The 16843-nt window shown below is 51.5% G+C and carries 16 protein-coding genes; 3 read left to right on the top strand and 13 right to left on the bottom strand.

All coding sequences use genetic code 11. The annotated features are described in order from the left end of the window. Nucleotides 1-6: 6 nt before the first annotated feature. From JW984_10770 to JW984_10745, 6 genes are all read right to left on the bottom strand, one after another. The gene (locus tag JW984_10770; protein MBN1573665.1) at nt 7-867 is read right to left on the bottom strand and encodes a HesA/MoeB/ThiF family protein; all 861 of its coding nucleotides are present in this window, start codon (nt 865-867) and stop codon (nt 7-9) included. A 106-nt stretch (nt 868-973) separates the two neighbouring features. Beyond that, nucleotides 974-1597 carry an OmpA family protein gene (locus tag JW984_10765; protein MBN1573664.1) on the bottom strand — a complete coding sequence of 208 codons (624 nt, stop codon included), beginning with the start codon at nt 1595-1597 and terminating at the stop codon, nt 974-976. 602 nt (nt 1598-2199) lie between these two features. Next, complete coding sequence (gene kdsA / locus JW984_10760; GenBank protein MBN1573663.1) at nt 2200-3090, bottom strand: 3-deoxy-8-phosphooctulonate synthase; 891 nt, start codon at nt 3088-3090, stop codon at nt 2200-2202. Further along, nucleotides 3087-4679: a CTP synthase gene (locus tag JW984_10755; protein MBN1573662.1), complete on the bottom strand. Its 1593-nt coding sequence runs from the start codon at nt 4677-4679 to the stop codon at nt 3087-3089. The genes kdsA and JW984_10755 overlap by 4 nt, the downstream gene beginning before the upstream one ends. Beyond that, a complete protein-coding gene (kdsB, locus tag JW984_10750; GenBank protein MBN1573661.1) occupies nt 4676-5497 on the bottom strand; it encodes a 3-deoxy-manno-octulosonate cytidylyltransferase in 822 nt (273 codons plus the stop codon). The genes JW984_10755 and kdsB overlap by 4 nt, the downstream gene beginning before the upstream one ends. A gap of 162 nt (nt 5498-5659) precedes the next feature. Continuing rightward, on the bottom strand, nt 5660-6787 hold the full coding sequence (locus JW984_10745) for a L,D-transpeptidase family protein (protein MBN1573660.1): 1128 nt from the start codon (nt 6785-6787) through the stop codon (nt 5660-5662). A gap of 264 nt (nt 6788-7051) precedes the next feature. Between JW984_10745 and JW984_10740 the strand changes: the two genes are divergently transcribed. Next, nucleotides 7052-7648, top strand: a complete 597-nt coding sequence (locus JW984_10740; GenBank protein MBN1573659.1) for a gliding-motility protein MglA — start codon at nt 7052-7054, stop codon at nt 7646-7648. 414 nt (nt 7649-8062) lie between these two features. Beyond that, complete coding sequence (locus tag JW984_10735) at nt 8063-8827, top strand: hypothetical protein (GenBank protein MBN1573658.1); 765 nt, start codon at nt 8063-8065, stop codon at nt 8825-8827. 376 nt (nt 8828-9203) lie between these two features. Here the strand turns inward: JW984_10735 and JW984_10730 are convergent, their stop codons facing one another. Together JW984_10730 and JW984_10725 are read right to left on the bottom strand one after the other, a co-directional pair. Further along, entirely contained in the window at nt 9204-9620 is a 417-nt protein-coding gene (locus JW984_10730; GenBank protein ID MBN1573657.1) for an SCP2 sterol-binding domain-containing protein, read from the bottom strand. 279 nt (nt 9621-9899) lie between these two features. Further along, nucleotides 9900-10760, bottom strand: coding sequence for a M28 family peptidase (locus JW984_10725; GenBank protein MBN1573656.1), 861 nt, complete (start codon nt 10758-10760; stop codon nt 9900-9902). A 199-nt stretch (nt 10761-10959) separates the two neighbouring features. On the opposite strand from JW984_10725, the gene JW984_10720 reads away from it, so the two are divergent. Beyond that, nucleotides 10960-11319 carry a hypothetical protein gene (locus tag JW984_10720; GenBank protein MBN1573655.1) on the top strand — a complete coding sequence of 120 codons (360 nt, stop codon included), beginning with the start codon at nt 10960-10962 and terminating at the stop codon, nt 11317-11319. Between the two features lie 535 nt (nt 11320-11854). Here JW984_10720 and JW984_10715 read toward each other — a convergent pair. From JW984_10715 to JW984_10695, 5 genes are all read right to left on the bottom strand, one after another. Beyond that, nucleotides 11855-12268, bottom strand: coding sequence for a biopolymer transporter ExbD (locus tag JW984_10715; protein ID MBN1573654.1), 414 nt, complete (start codon nt 12266-12268; stop codon nt 11855-11857). A gap of 86 nt (nt 12269-12354) precedes the next feature. Next, the gene (locus tag JW984_10710) at nt 12355-12969 is read right to left on the bottom strand and encodes a MotA/TolQ/ExbB proton channel family protein (GenBank protein MBN1573653.1); all 615 of its coding nucleotides are present in this window, start codon (nt 12967-12969) and stop codon (nt 12355-12357) included. Between the two features lie 17 nt (nt 12970-12986). Next, nucleotides 12987-14297, bottom strand: coding sequence for a divergent polysaccharide deacetylase family protein (locus JW984_10705; GenBank protein MBN1573652.1), 1311 nt, complete (start codon nt 14295-14297; stop codon nt 12987-12989). A 14-nt stretch (nt 14298-14311) separates the two neighbouring features. Next, nucleotides 14312-15586 carry a S41 family peptidase gene (locus JW984_10700; GenBank protein MBN1573651.1) on the bottom strand — a complete coding sequence of 425 codons (1275 nt, stop codon included), beginning with the start codon at nt 15584-15586 and terminating at the stop codon, nt 14312-14314. 46 nt (nt 15587-15632) lie between these two features. Next, nucleotides 15633-16841, bottom strand: coding sequence for a peptidoglycan DD-metalloendopeptidase family protein (locus tag JW984_10695; protein MBN1573650.1), 1209 nt, complete (start codon nt 16839-16841; stop codon nt 15633-15635). Between the last annotated feature and the right edge of the window lie 2 nt (nt 16842-16843).

The following is a 16843-nucleotide window of genomic DNA, read 5'->3' as shown; positions in this document are numbered from 1 at the left end:
TTCCCCTTAATGCGCAAAGATTTCAAAAACAGAGCTTTCAAGATCGAAAAAGAGCTGTTTTCCTCTCAATGGCTCGCCCAGGCCGGTGATGATCTTCAAGACCTCGACGGATTGGATCGAGGCGACGGCTCCGACGACTCCAGGGAGGTTTCCGAGGCCGGTTTCCACGCCCCTCTCCGGGAGCTCATCCTCATCTCCGTAGATGACCGAATAGCCCTTGTCACCCGGGAGGATGGTCGAGACCTGCCCCACGAAGCCGGCCACCGAGCCATGAACAAGGGGGATTTTTAGGGCCTTTGCCGCCCTCTGCAGGGCGAACCTCGAGAGGATATTATCGAGGGCGTCGACGGCCACATCGGCACTTTTAAGGATTTCGATCAATTCTCCTTCTTCGGCCCTTAGCTTTACGACCTCAACGTCGACGGCGCCGTTTATCCTCCCGACCTCTTCGGTCGCCACCTCCACCTTCGCCCTCCCGACCGCTTTTTCCGTCGACATCTCCTGGCGGTTGAGGTTGTCCTCGGAAAATGTATCGCAGTCGACGAGGATGAGGCCCCCCACACCCAGCCTGGCCAAGCTTCTGACCACCGTGCCCCCGAGGCCGCCGATTCCTACCACGGCGACAAGAGACTTTAGGAGCTTCATCTGCCCCACGATTCCGAGGGTCCCTAAATTTCTGATATACCTTGTGGGGACTATATCTCGACTCAGGGCCTCGATCTCTACCTCCCTTCTGGGCGTATCGCAAATCTTCGATACCTTTATAGATTCCTCAAGACCTATCGACCTTATCGAAGACCCGTCAGGCAGGAGAATAATCCCGGAGCGCTTTTGGATTTCGCCGACAATATCCTTGCTTCTTCCCACCTTTTAAGCCCCCTTACATTAGACCACTCTTTTTCTTTCAGGTTCGCTCAAAAAAAATGGGGGAAGGAGTATTACCCCCTTTCCCCCAAAAACAGATCAGATGCTTTTATTTGTAAATGATATCGAACTCAACTCTTCTGTTTTTGATCCTACCGGCCTCTGTGGCGTTGCTCTCAGCGGGCATATACTCGCCCCAGCTGACGGTCGTAAGCCTCTCTTCAGGCACTTCGTAGAGCGTAAGAGCGCCTTTTACACTGTCCGCTCTCTTCTGACCGAGCCAGCAGTTGTATTTCTCGGTTCCGATAGAACAAGTATGTCCCTGAACTTCCACGTTGACATCCTCATACTTCAGCATGGTCTGAGCCATATGATAGAGGATTGGATAGAATTCAGGTCTGATGGCATACTTATCAAAGTCAAAATAAATGACCTTACAGAGCTTCAGCTTGTCTACGCCCTCGGCGATCATCGCGTTTGCCTTCGCCAGGTGCATCCTGAAGCGATCGATCTTGAGCTCGTTGAGGTGATGCTCAGCAAACTCAAGCTCGGCCTCGGCAATTGCGTACTCGCAGGGAGTACAGGCCTTCATGCCCAGTGCCGTGGCCTTCTCAAAATCAGCTTTAGCGGCGTTAAGCGCATCGTAGCTTGGTCCGGAGGTAACTCCTCCACACCCCACCAGAAGCGCCAGAGCCGCTGCAGCCATAACGGCTACAAGGACTTTACCCTTCATTTATAATTACCTCCATTTTTTTAATACATCATTGACAAGCAGGGTGAAACTGCCCTCGGGGGAGCAGCCAATGCTGCATCCGCCATGCTCTTGGACTTGTTAGCCCATTCAAGAGCTTGACACCAGTCACAATCACCTACTACTTCCTTGGCGCCACCAAGATAGGCACTGGCGCTGCAAGTTTCGTACGGTGCGTTCGTGATTGTTCCCTTGCTGTTGCACTGGGCTACCGCCGCATCCGCATCAGCAATGGCTCTCATGGCTCCACAGTAACAGCACCCCACAGATAAAGATGCCACAAAAGCAACAATGAGAATACCTGCAAAAATTTTCCTCATCAGGTCTTTCACCTCCTTTCACGGAAATGTTAGAAAATAATTCTCCCAAAAAACCCTGAAAAAATAATACCTTTTCTTCTCTCCCCCCCTCACATTAGATAATATTATTATAACCTAAATGCTTTGTCAAGTAAAAGATGGCCTGAAATTAAACAATCTTAATATTTCTTACAATTTTTAAAATTAGATAAAATAACATTATGTTGTGTATAGCTCTATTTAGGAAACGATATATTGTATTATAATATTTTTCTGTGATCTATATCAACAAAAATCGTTATTTTTTTCATTTTTTATTATGGAATCCAGTGTAAAAAGTTGCTCTAAAAGTCTTTTTAGATGTTTTAAATGAAACTGGTTCGTTGCGTCGCAGAGGGCGCTGGGCGGATCGGGATGAACCTCCATGAAGATACCATCCACGCCTGACGCCACGGCCGCCCTGGCGAGGGTAGGGATAAACCTCCTGTCGCCCCCGGTAATTCCGTCCGCCCCCCCCGGGAGCTGAACGCTGTGGGTGGCGTCAAAGACCACCGCCGGGTGCTCCTCATCCTTCAAGGGATGGGCCACTCCCCCCGTCACCCTAACAAGGCCCTCCCGCATGATCTGGAGAGACCGGAAGTCGACCACGAGGTTGTGATACCCGAAGGTCGCCCCCCTCTCCGTCAATATAATATCCTTGTTTCCCTCGCTCTCGATCTTATCCACTACATTAATAATATCCTCCGGGGCGAGAAACTGCCCCTTCTTCACGTTCACCGGCTTTTTTGTCCTCCCCGCCTCCAAAAGCAGGTCGGTCTGGCGACACAAAAAGGCGGGGATCTGCAGGACGTCAAGGACCTCCGCCGCCCGCCTGACCTCGTCGACGGTGTGAACGTCGGAGAGGACCGGGACCCCCAGATATTCCCTCACCTTTTTTAAAATCTTCAGCCCCTCTTCCATGCCGGGGCCCCTGTAGGATGAAACGCTCGACCTGTTCGCCTTATCGTAGGAAGACTTGTAGATGTAGGGTATTTTCAGCTCCTCCGCGATCTTCTTTATGGCGGCGCCGGTCTCCATGGCCACTTTCTCCCCCTCGATGACGCAGGGGCCGGCAATAAGAACGAAGGGTCTCTCTCCCCCTATCTCGATATCCCCGATGTTTACGATCCTTGTCATCTTCCCGCCGCCTCGATAAACGACACGAAGAGGGGATGGGGGTCGTTCGGCCTCGACTTGAACTCGGGGTGAAACTGACACCCCAAGAACCACTTGAGGCCGGGGATCTCTATTATCTCCACGAGGTTCCTCTTCGGGTTTACCCCCGAGATAACCATGCCCTTCTCCTTCACCTCGTCCTTGTATTCGTTGTTGAACTCGTAGCGGTGCCTGTGCCTCTCGCTTATGGTGGAGGTCTTGTACGCCGAAAATGCGAGGCTGTCGTTTGTCAGCACACACTTGTACGCCCCCAGCCTCATTGTGCCCCCAAGCTTGTCGATGTTCTTCTGTTCCGGCATAAGATCGACAATGGGACAGGACGTGCCGGGATTGAACTCGCTGGAGTTGGCGTCACCATGCCCGCACATCTTGCGCATGAACTCCGCAACCGCGAGCTGCATCCCGAGGCATATCCCGAAGTACGGGATGTTGTTCTCCCTGGCGTAGCCGGCTGCTGTGATCTTTCCCTCGATTCCCCTCGATCCGAACCCACCCGGAACGAGGATGCCGTCGGCGCCCTTCAAAAGCGTCTCCGGCCCCTTCTTTTCTATCTCCTCGGCGTCCACGAAGTCCAGGTTGACCTTGAGATTGTTGGCGATCCCGCCATGGACCAGCGCCTCGTTCAGGCTCTTGTAAGACTCCACGAGATCGACGTATTTTCCGACGATGGCGATGGTGACCTCCCCCCTCGGGTTTTTCGCCCTCTCCACGATCTCCTCCCAGGCCGAAAGGTCCGGCGCCTTCGTCCACATGTTGAGCTTTTCCACGATCCTGTCGTCCAAACCCTGCTTGTTGAAGAGGATGGGAACCTCGTATATATTTTTCACATCCACGGCGGAGATAACCGACTCTACCTGGACGTTGCAGAAGAGCGCTATCTTCTTCTTGATCTCGAGGGAAAGCTCCTTCTCTCCCCGGCAGAGAAGGATGTCGGGCTGGATTCCTATCTCCCTCAGCTTCATGACGCTGTGCTGGGTCGGCTTTGTCTTGACCTCTCCCGCCGTGGAGATAAATGGAACGAGGGTAAGGTGTATGTAGAGGGTGTTCTCGGAGCCGAGGTCCCACCGCAGCTGTCGTATCGCCTCGAGAAAGGGGAGGCTCTCGATATCGCCGACCGTCCCCCCCACCTCAACGATAACCGTATCCACCCCGTTTGCGAGATTTATAACGTTTTGCTTTATCTCGTCGGTGATGTGGGGAATGACCTGCACGGTGCCTCCCAAATACTCACCCCGTCTTTCCTTTGTGATCACCGAGTCATATATCTGGCCCGTGGTGATGTTGTTCACCTGTCCCATCTTTGCGGTGGTGTATCTCTCGTAGTGACCCAGGTCGAGGTCGGTCTCCGCCCCGTCGTCCGTCACGAACACCTCCCCGTGCTGGAACGGGTTCATCGTTCCGGGATCGACGTTGATATAAGGATCGAGCTTCAAAAAGGTTACGGTAAGCCCCCTGCTCTCCAAGAGCGCCCCGATTGAGGCCGCGGCCAGCCCCTTTCCCAGAGACGACAGGACACCGCCGGTTACGAAAATGAACTTAGAGCGTCTCATAGTATCAACCTTCCTTCTCTTACAAGGTTTTCAAGCCTCTCGAGGTCTTCCGGAGAATCAACCCCCACAAAATCGTACTCGGTGTTTATCACCTTTATCCTGTACCCGTTTTCCAATACCCTCAGCTGCTCGAGGCTCTCCGCCCTCTCCAGGGGCGTCATCGGAAGCCTTATGTATTTATCCAAGAAATCCCTCCTGAAGACATAAAGCCCTATATGTTTTTTGCAAAGACTTGATGAGGGATTGAATCTCATCTTTCCGCCGGCACTGTTATCACGACAAAATGGGATCGGGCTCCTGGAGAAATAAAGGGCGTATCCCCTCTTATCAATAACGACCTTGACGACGTTGGGAGACAGGAGGTCTCCCTCCTCCTTGATGTCGGCGGAGAGCGTAGACATTTCAAGATCCGGTTCATCGATAAGAGGTCTGACGGCATCATCTATCGCCCTCGGCTCTATGGCCGCCTCGTCCCCCTGAACGTTTACGACGATGTCACACCGGATATTTTCAACCGCCTCGCCGATTCGGTCCGTCCCTGTCCTGTGCTCCCTGGATGTCATGACGACCTCGGCACCGAAGACCTTGATCGAATCCGTGATTCTATCGGCGATCCTCCGGTCATCGGTGGCGACGATGATCCTGTTTACGGTCTTTGCCGCAGCTGTCCTCCGGGCTACATGCTCGATTATCGGCCTCCCGTCAAGCAGTGCCAGGACCTTCCCCGGGAACCTCACCGAGTCGTACCTCGCTGGAATTACCGCAACTACATGGGCCACAGACCTACCCCCAAAGCCTTTCAAAAACTTGCGGGTCATTCAGCTCTTCAATCCCAACCATGTCTTTAAAAGATGTCTCCTCCAAGATTTTTGCCTTAAGCCATAAAATACAACGACCCAACCGACCATGTCAAGAAATGGACATCAAAAATGATTTTTCTCCGCTCCACCTTTCCCCAGCCCCCCCCCGACCGGAATAAATCAGTGACGAATCTCCACGGTCGAGCCGATCTTAACAACCTTCATCAGTTTTTCGAGATGCTCGTTGTGAAGCCTTATACAGCCCCTCGATACCGGCATCCCTATCTTTTCCGGCTCGTTGGTCCCGTGTATGCCGATCCCCGTCCACGGCTGGGTGGCAAGCCTGATAAACCAGGGGCCGTAGGCGTATTCCCCCTCGAATACCCACGAGGAGCTGTCCTCTATGGAGACCACCTTGAACGTCCCCTCCGGTGTGCGGTTGTCCCCCATCTCCTTCTTGTCCTCAAGGTCGGGGTTTTTGCCGATGGAGACCGGATATTCAAAGAGTAGGCTGCCCGAGAGGTCATACCCCCTGAGCATGAAATCGGTCTTCTTGATTATAATCCTGACTTCGGGGAGATTCTCATCCTTGTCAAGGCCCAGCCTCGCCTTGGTCCTTGGATCGAATTCGAGCCCCAAGACAACGACCACATCCTTCAGGTTCTCAACCTCCTTCATCTCTCCATAACCCACGGCCTCCCTGACCTCTTTGGCCACATCCGAGAGATTCGGGGGATAATATATCACCGTCTCGTGGAAGTAGCGATCCGCGTCGTCCGGGGTGTAAAACATGTATTTTTTTGAAAGATTATGGTCGATCGTCACCGCTATACTCTTCGCAAGCCCCTTTCGCCTTGTGGAATTCAACACCAGAATTTTATTCTCCACCTTCAGGGTCTCGAACGTCGGCACCACGGCGTCCATTCCGAGGATTATCTGAACGCTCCCCTCCGAGACCTCCTCCTGAGGGAGGAGTTTTCCCACCTTCACAATATCAAAAACATCCTTTGCGTAATCTTCATCCACCGGATTGAATATTATCTCCGTCTCCACCCTGTAATCGGCGAGGTTCTTCGGCTCTCCAACGATGTATTCATTCTCCACCAGCTTCTTGTTCACCTCTCTGGCGAGTCCCTTCACACCCACCTTTGTGCAGTACGCCCTGGCGCCGTTATACACATTCACCATCGGCTTTGATTTCCTCGGAATTATCGGCGAGCCGCACCCGGAGAGAAAAAGAAGGGCATAAACCAAAAGACACGAAACAGCGATGCTGAACCACCTTAAAACAGACCTTTTATTCATCATTGTCCTATTTTTAAAAAACACCATATATAAATCCTTTTCTTATTTCCTCTATCGTTCCCCGTCCAATTTGGCCGTTCCGGGTATTATAGTTTAGGGATCCTGCAATTGTCAACAAAAACCGCCTTTGAATATGTACAACTCATTTTGCGGTTTATCGTCTCAGAAAGACTTTATCAAATGCCAAAATTTATTTAAGTTTTAGTATTTACATAAGATTGATTTTATTGTATAATTTCCTAAATTTTCTAAAGATTTACTCCGTCTATGCGAGTCAACTTTCAAAAAAAAGAGATGATCATGAAGATCGTCTACTTCGGTCCGAGCCAGGGGGGAAAGACCACAAACCTCCGATACATTCACACCCGCCTTTCGCCCGAGGTAAAGGGACGATTCATGTCCATCAACACTCAGGAGGACAGGACGCTCTTCTTCGATTTTTTTGACGTTACCACATCGGCGAAGATACGCGGCGGTCGAATTAAAATTCGATTCGAGCTTTACACCGTCCCGGGCCAGGTCAAATACGAGGAGACCAGGAGGCTTGTGATGAGGGGGGCGGACGGCGTTGTCTTCGTCTCCGACTCCCAGGAAGACAAGATGGCGGAAAATATCTACTCCAGGGCGGACTTGGACGAGATCCTCATGCACTATCGCCAGGACCCCAAGATCTTCCCCACCGTTATCCAGTACAACAAGCGCGACCTTCCAAACGTCGCCTCCATTGAAAAGCTGAGAGATGCCTTGAACCCGAGGAACAATCCGGACTTCTCATCCATCGCCATTACAGGCACGAATATCATGGAGACCCTAAACAAGGTGTCCTCCGAGATTATCAGGGTAAACAGAAACAGGTTCGCGTAGATAGATCGTTCTTCTTTATCAAAAAAGGGGGATAGTCTGATTTGGGGGGCAGGGAGATTTTGAGAACCAGGCACTTTTTAGCGGAGCAATTTCGAGGTAGTGGGCAATTTTAGGGGGGGTAGGGAGATCAAATTTGGGGGGGAGGAGCCGATACTTTTGGGGGATGGCCAATGTTGGGGGAGTTGGGCATTTTTAGGGGATGGACAAATTTCAGGGGGGCAGGGCAGTTGGGGGGGGTGGCCAATTTCAGAGGGGCCGGCCGTTTTTATTTGGCCCGACATTTTTTAGAGGGGATGGCCTTTGAAGTAGGCCGGACACATTTTGGGGGGCCGGCCGTTTTTTTAAGCAAAAATTGGCTTTCATGTCATTTAAGGCACCATAATTATTAACCAATAAGGATTAAAGGAGGAATTTGTGAAAAAAGGTCTATTTATAACAGCACTGATTTTAGCGGCTTTTTGTGTATCCACATGCAATTCTAAAGAGATAGTCATAACCTCGGGCGAAAACAAAACCGGCATGGATATAACCCTCGTTGTCGAAGGCGGTAAGCACTACACCCATATGCTCAAGGTAATGAAGTTTTTTAAAATTAAAACAACCCCGCAAATAGCCGTTTGGATCGAAGACACCGACGGCAATTATATCGAAACAATTTATGTGACCAAAAGGGTTGGAACCCAGGATTGGAGAAAGACTCCCGGAGAGGGCGTGCCGATCGAGAAGGTCAGGAGAAAGTCCTCGCTCCCTTACTGGGCACACAAGAGAGGCGTTGTCTATGAAGACGGATTATACCTTCCTACTAAAGCCAATCCCCTCCCCGACGCTATCACATCGGCCAGCCCGAAGGCGAGCTTTTCACTCGTTACAAAGGTCCCCGAGACCCTGACTAAATTCATCATCGTGGCCGAGTTCAACAACTCCGGTGATTTCAACGATTTTTATACCGAGGACGCAAAGCAGGGAGACCCGGGCTATACGGGAGGTCTTTATGCGGGGGGGCAGCCCGCCGTCGTCTATTCGGTGGAGATTGACCTGACTTCAAAGACCGAGAGCTACGAGATGAAGCTCATCGGACACTCCAGCCCCGACGGGGAGAGCGGAGACCTGTATGAAGACACCTCGAAGATGACCACGGGCCTCGACCTCGTAGAGAAGATAGTGGTGAACGTCAAGTAAAAACCATTAAACAAGCAGGTGGCGGAATCACTATTTGTCTTGTTTGGAGATATAAATTTCGAGCCTGAGTCCCTTTTTCCAGATTCTCTTCGGCCCGAATATCGGGAGGACTAGAAGGTTCTAAACAATCTTTTTAAGGGATTTACAGGGCAGTGATAGAGATCATCGGGGGCTTGCCTTTTTACGGCAGCCCCCGTTTTTAAAATTTAAGCGCCATGCCCGACAGAAGCAAATGTCCCATTTTAACTCAAAAGGCCGATCGTCCGCTTTCGCCGAGAAAACCTCGGCCCTGGCGGACTCTGCTCCACGATGAACGCTTATACTACTATTTAAATTTTTCCATTGAAGCTCCCCCGTTTAAGAAGGTTGAAGACCCCTACAGCTTCTTGTCACCCCAGCCGAGCTCGTCAAGGACCTCGTTGTAAATAACCGCCACATTCTTGAGCTTGGGAGCAAGCTTCAAAAGGCCCGCTGCGGAGCCCTTGACGATGACCTTCTTTTTCGTTATTGCCATAACCGGGCTCAGCTTGTTTGACCAGGACCGGTGGGCGTCGTCCGCGGAAAGGATCATCGTAAAATCCGGTTCTTCCTTCGGCCTTCCCTGTCCCGACGAAACATTACCCCCGCGGCAGTCCACCCAGAAGGAGCACTCCGGGCCGTCCTGGGTGTAGTCAAACCAGATCAATTGATTTATCTTTTTGATGCTTTCGCCCAGCTCCTTGTCCTTCATGCACTTGTCGAACAACTTCAAAAAGGCCTCTATCGGCTCCTTTTCGCTGCTCCAGAATTCCATTTTCCCCTCCTTACAACATAAAAAACCCTAACTCTCAGATATGAAATCCCTCGGATACGCCCGAGAGGACTCGATCATAACATAAGAAATTTATACCCCATTTTAAGATATTCTTTACCTAAATGGTACGCTTTTTTTAATGCAGCCTTTAAAAATGCCCCCAATTTCAACGATTTCAATAAATTCAATAATTTACAGCTATATCCTGCGTGGTATTATAATCCGCCTCCAAATAAGATAGACAGCCCCACCATCGCGGGCCGATGCGATTCTTCCGCCCTACTTCACGCTTTTCGCATCCGGCGACTCAAGGAGTGAATCCACCTCAAGGATATACTCTAAAAGAATATTGTAGCTTTGGAAAAAGACGTTCCGATCGACAACCGAGGGGTCGTCAAATTTCGAGTCGAGGATAAAGACATCGTAAGGCATTATGCCGTCAAGCGTTATGGCGGGGATTCCCGCCTTAAGAAAGGGGACGGAATCGGTACGGACATAGCTTATGGAGACCGGGGAGAGATCGTGCCCGAATTTCTCACCCACATCCACAAAAAGCTCTTCCAGAGAATCTGAAGACCCCTCCGGCCAGGGGTGGGGAAGCGTAATGCCGAGGCAGTCGAAGTTTATCACCGCGTGAATCTTCCCCGGCTTATATCTGCTCCCCTTTACAAAGGCCTTCGACCCCAACAGACCCTCCTCCTCCCTGTCGAAGGCGATGAATAGAAAATCGTGTTTGAGCTCACACCCTTTGATCTCCTTGTAAAGGGCCGCCATCATCAAGACGCCGCTGTAATTATCCAGGGCGCCGACGCCCTCCCCCTTCATGTCGAGGTGGGAGGAGACAATGATACACCCACCCGCTCCTCCGCCGTCCTCCCTATTTGAATCGATCGGGACGATGATGTTCCCAGGACAGCCGTTTCCCCCCTCGATCCTCTCGACGTGGATCTCATTTGCCCCGAGCCGCTTGAATATTCCGACTATGTCCGTGCACCGATCGCCCCTTGATCGGGGGATATCGGTAAACTCTTCCCAGATCGCGGAGAGGTGCTCCGCCTCCTGCCCGCAGATCGGCACTGCGAATACCGCGGCCGCAAAAAGGAAAATGACCAATGTCTTAATGATATGCCTAAACTTCATAACAACCTTGAGTGAAAAACCTCTCGATTATAGACTATATCCATCCTTCTGAAAAGGTTTTAAATGGAAGGGTAAATCTTTTTATATATATCAAAAAAGAGACGAGAAAATCCACATTAAAACACCCAAAACCTTGACTATCACTGTCTATTCTGATAATATTCCCAATCTATTTTTAACCACCCTGTACGAGAGAAGGATGGGAATCAAGATTACGATCTGCGAGGGCGTTACGCCCCCAAAGCTTGAAAAGGAAGGCACATTTGACCAAGAGAAGATGGAAATTTCCTTGCCTCACGGGGCTTTTTCCATTGGCGCCGGGGGATTCCTCTTTTCCGAGACCTGCAAAGACGGCGACCTAAGAAAGGGCGAAAACCTCTTCTGGCTCAAGTTCCCCGAGATAAAATTTATCAAGACCATCGATGACCAGATCTTGTTCAAAAACTGGGACCTCTGCCCTAACTGCGAGGTGATCGACGACGTCTTTAAGATCAACGATAAAAAGGAGATCACCCGCTACTGCAGGAGGTGCGGGGCGGAGCTTAAGATCAAGGATTAGGGTGCGTTTTAAGAGGGGGCTGGAAAGGTCAAGGTCGGCCGTCATTTTTAATGGGTTAGAGGAAAGACGCATCGGCTCCGACCGGCCACCAAGGTTTATCGCTTGGATGGAAGAGGAGGGAGGGGGGGGAGGGGGGTAAAAGGGAGAGGGGGATGGGCCGAAAGATTGCCAACGCTCATCGACCAGGGAAAAAGGCAAGGGGAGAATGGGGAGAGCGGAAGGTGGGGGGAAGGGGGGCGTTAAGGGACCGACGGGCTGCCTACGCTAATGGGTTTAAAGGGAACGCCAAGAGTGCTGAATGTCCTTTGAAAGCCATAGATGACTGCGGCATCTATTCTTTATATTGGGGACGGGGAAGGTCGGAACCCCGCTTATATATATTTGGTTGTTTGTTTTTTATATCCTTTGTTCATCACGGCTTTGAGAGTCCCGAGAATACCCGCCCCTTTTCTGTCTTGGGAATAAAAAGTGTCACAAAAACCCGGGCCAAACATTTAAATACCGCCGGCCAACAATTTGAAACCAAAAAACGGCCCTACTCCCCCCTCCTCTCCGTGGCTATGGAGAGCCTCGAAAAACCTGTCCTCTTGGCGTCGTCCATCACCTCGACGACGGTCCCGTGGTTTGCTTTTTCATCCGCCTGAATGATCAGGTTCGCCTTCGGTTTCTCTTTTTTCTGCTTCAAGAGCTCCTCGTAAAGCCCCTCATACGTGTAGAACTCCTCCCCCAGCTTTATCCTGTTGTCCTCGGTCACAAAAACGATAATATCCTCCTTCTCCTGGGGAACCTCCTCGACCGTAGACTCGGGGAGGTCCACCTTCAGCCCCGGCGTCAGGACAAAGGTGGTCGATATCATAAAGAAGATGAGGAGCAGGAGAACCACGTCAATAAGGGAGGTGAGGTTTACGCTCACGGCATCCTTCTTTCTGTTATTTTTCTTGAAATTCATCTCTTTCTTCCAAATAAATCGGCAAAAAACGGCTGTTAAGGGATTGGGGGCTAAAAAACGATCTTAATCCCATACCCCAATACGCCTTAATCCTCCCCCTTGATGATGTCGACGAGGCTTATGGTGTAAAGCTGCATCTCCGAGGTGAGGTCGCTCGCCCTCCCTATCAGGTAGTGGTATCCGATGAGCGTGGGAATGGCCACCGTCAGCCCCGCCGCCGTGGTCACCAGCGCCACTGAGATGCCGTCCGCGAGCTGCGAGGGATCCCCGACCCCGACCGACATGATCTTGTTGAACACTTTTATCATCCCCTGGACGGTGCCCAGAAGACCCAAGAGGGGGCTTATCTGGGCGATAACGGAGAGCACCCCGACGTACTTCTCCAGGTACTCAGCCTCCTGTCCCCCCACCTCCTCCACCGACTCCTTTATGACCTCCCTCTTCTTGCCGAAGTTCTTCACGGCGGCCAGAAATATCCTCGCCATGGGCGAGCGATCTCTTCTCAAGATGCTCGTCACATCGTTTATCCGCCCCTCTTTTACAAGCTCCTCAACCTTAATTACAAGCTCAGAGGGAATGATCTTCTTCCTCCTCAGATAAAAGACCCTCTCCAGGAAGACTCCCAGCGCAATTACGGAACACAAAAGTATCGGGATCATAAGGGGACCGCCGTCCACCAAAAGATCTAAGAAGTTCTCCATATTCCCTCCCGCTCAATCTAATATTTTTTTGCCTTTAAAAGCTCCTTGACCGTGACGACCTTGACCGCTCCCGAGGTCAGGGCCGGCTCCATCGACTTCAGCGCCCTTATCGTCTCCGACCTGGGGTGACATATCCCTAAGGCCCTGCCGTCCCTCTTCGCCACGGCTATCAGCTCGTTGAGTCTGCCCCTTACGGCGTTCAGGTCGTTCTCGTTGTCGAGAAAGACCGACCTCTCTATTGCCGGAACCCCCATACTCACAGCCAGCCGATAGGCAACCGTAAGGTGGGTTGTCCTCGAATCCACGAAGAAGAGCCCCCTCTTTCCAATCTCGTCAAGCACAAGTCTCATCTTCTCCTCGTCCTGGGTCAGGCGCGAGCCCATGTGATTGTTGACGCCTGCGACATGGGGGACGGAGGCGAGGTCTGATGCGAGGCTGTTCTTGAAGGTGTCCCCATCCATATAGGTAAAGAGCGCCCCCGGCCCCGGGTTCTTGTTCGGGTAATCTATCGGCTCCATCGGGAGGTGAAGCATCACCTCGGCGCCCTTCTTATGGGCGAGGTCCGCCACGTAATAGGTAGAGGGCTGATGGGGCAGAACGGAAACGGTCACCGGGTACTTAAGCGCGAGGAGCTCTTTTATAAAGCCCCTGCTTATCCCCATGTCGTCCATTATGATGGCGATTTTAGGGGCCGGCTTCACGACCGGGGGTATTGTAATCTTGGGGGCCTTTGAGGAGGATGTTAAAAACGTCAGCCTCCTTACCTGGTAGTCGTAGACGTAGAAGTCGAAGTAGAATCCACCGCCGGCAACATCCGTCTCCCTGACGGAGACATCGTCCCCGAAGCCCTCCAACCTCCCCGATAAAAATTCGAGGATCTCCCCTTTATCATCGCCCCCTTTGAGGGAATAGCTCTCTGAAATCTCCCTGAAGTGAACCGCCCCGACCACCTTGGCCTTTTCATCGGAGCTTTTGAGAGAAGATTCCGAGTACCCGAGATCCAAGAGGGAGCCGGTGATCTCCTCGTTGACCGCCAGGATATCGCGCTCGATCTTGAAAACGCCGTCCGTCGGATGAACCGGGGTTCCGGTAATGGATAGCCCGGGGAATACCGGCTCCACCCTCTTTCTTATCAGGCCGACCGCCACAAAGATAAGCGCGACTATAACGCAAAGCAAAAGGGCCGAGAGCGCGATGTATCTCCCCTTTGTCTCTATCAAGCCCTTTACCCTGTTTTTCGGCTTTTTTTTGGGGGAGCGGATGGCCGTCTTTGGAGTCTTGGCCGCCCGCTCCCCCTTATTTTTGTTTTTGGCTTTTTTCTTTGTCATTTAGAGCACAGAAGCTATTTTTTCAAATCAACCTTCAGAATATTTTCATACTTGTTCCAATTGTTTATAACCTCTTTTGCCTTGTCCAGCTGGATGTCCGGCTTCTTTTCATCTTTCTCTCCCTCGATCTTCTCTTCCTCCCCGGCGTCTATAATCGATTCTTCCCCCTCCTCCGTCTCCGGAACTTCCACAACGATGTTAGGTTCGATTCCCTCGCCGTGTATCGACACTCCGCTGGGGGTGTAATATTTTGCCGTCGTAAGCTTTATCCCGGAGCCGTCAGACATGGGGATTATCGTCTGGACCGAGCCCTTTCCGAAGCTCTTGGTGCCGATCAGGATCGCCCTCCCGTGGTCCTTCAGGCTTCCCGCCACGATCTCCGATGCGCTGGCGCTGCCGCCGTTGATCAATATCACCATCGGTATCTCCGGGAGTGTCCCAAGCCTGTGGGCCTTGAAAATCATCCTGCTTCCGGCGACCCTCCCCTCCGTATAGACGATCGTCCCATCGTCCACGAACATGTCGCAGATTTCGACCGATTTCGAGAGGAGACCGCCCGGATCGTCTCTGAGGTCGAGAATTATACCCTTGAGGTTTCCATTTGTCTTACTCTCCGCATCGTCAAGGGCCTTTTTGAAATCCTCCGTGGTGGTCTCTATGAAGTGGGTTATGCGTATATACACCACGTTGTTGTCGTACACCTCATGTTTGACGCTCTTGAGCTTGATTATCTCCCTTGTGATGGTTATATTCTTGGGCTTTGTAAATCCCTTCCTAATTATCGCGATGGTGACCTTCGTCCCCTTTTTGCCCTTAAGCTTTTTCTGCGCCTCCAAGATGTCGATTCCCTTCGTGGAGACCCCGTCGATCGTTATGATCTTGTCGCCCGATTTCAGTCCCGCCCGCCATGCGGGGGTGTCTTCTATGGGCGATATAACAGTCAACGTCTCATCGACGATGCTGATTATGATACCGAGGCCGCCGAAGCTCCCCTTCGTGTCATCCAGGAAATTATTGAACTTGTCAGAGGTTATGTATGAGCTGTGCTCGTCTAAGGCCGTAACCATTCCGCTGATTGCTCCGGTAATCAGTTTCTTTGTGTCAACCTCCTCCACGTAGTTTTCCCTGATCAGGTTCAGGGCGTTCGTGAATATCTCGAGCTCCTTGTAGATGTTGTCCGATTCGGCCAGGACGTTGTCCAGTCCCTTCCCCAGAGACACCCCGACCATAAAAATCAGGGTCAGAAGCAGAACAAACCTAAACTTTCCTTTTTTTATTGTCATATCCAATTCCCCTTTCTATCATTTTAAACAGTGATTTCTTAAAAATCCTTTTTTACTTTTTTACCAACCAACCAGAAGGGTTTGTCGTCTGTGTATGATGGCGAATCTCGAAATAGAGGCAGGCTCCCTTGAGGGATCCCGTGTCCCCCACAGACCCTATCGCTTCACCCGCCGCCACCTTGGCCCCCACCCCCTTGTAGAGCGACTTTGCGTGGCCGTATACGGTGTAGTAGCTGTCGCCGTGATCGACTATGATGAGATTCCCGTAGCCGGGGAAGTAGTCGGCGTAGATCACCTCCCCCTTGGCAACGGAGATGAACTTCACTCCCTCGGGAGCCTCTATCTCGATTCCCTTGTTGAATATCGGGTTTTCGTACTTCGGGTCTTTCCCCTTGCCGTAGCTCGTCACCACCCTCCCGTTGACGGGATAGGGGAGCCTCCCCTTGAGGTTCGCGAAATATCCTCCCGCCCCGGGGGATGAATGGGCGTGACTGATCCCCTTTTTCCTCTCCCTAGCCTCCCTCTCCCGGTTAAGCCTCTCTATCAGGGCGGTCAGCCTCTTTTTCGACCTCTCGAGCTCCTCCAGCGCAGATTCATAAGAAGACTTCTCCTTCCGCACGTTATCTAGATATTTATTCTTCTCCTCCTTTCCCTTCTTTAGCTTTACCTCCTTTATGACCACATCCTCTTTGAGCAGGGCCAGTTCTCCCCTCTTCTTCTTCAGACTGTCGATCGTCTCTGCATGGGCGTCCGCGTTTGACTTATACACGAAAAAGAGCCGCCTGTCCGCCTCTATTACCTTGGAGAGATATTTCCCCCTCCTCTTCACGTCGGAATAGTCCTCGGCGGAAAAGAGGGCCGGCAGATACCCCGCGCCGCCGAGCTTGTAGAAGGCGACGAGCCTATCCCCGATTACCGCCTGCATCTTCCCCATATTTTCCTCGAGCCGCGCCTTCTTTGCCTCGAGGTCCTCTATAGAGGACGTCGTGTTGTCTATCTTGTAGCCGATATACGAGATCTCCTTTTCGTTCTTTTTCAGCTCCCTGTCCATCCGGGAGATCTCCCCGATAATAGATTTCTCCTTCTTCTTGGTCTTATTTATCTCCCCCTTCTTCTCTTTTATCTTCTTCTCAATCTCGGTCAGTTCTCCCTTCTTTTTCCCGATGCTGTCCGCCGCCCCGAAGCCTGGAGACAAAAGAAGCCCTGCCGAAAAAATGATTGCAAACAGGAACAGGTGACGTTTTTTTTCAGAAACAACCATAC

The organism is Candidatus Zymogenus saltonus, assembly GCA_016929395.1.
GTDB lineage: Bacteria > Desulfobacterota > Zymogenia > Zymogenales > Zymogenaceae > Zymogenus > Zymogenus saltonus.
The sequence above is the reverse complement of the archived record's forward strand: the minus strand, read 5'-3'. Positions and strand labels throughout refer to the sequence as shown.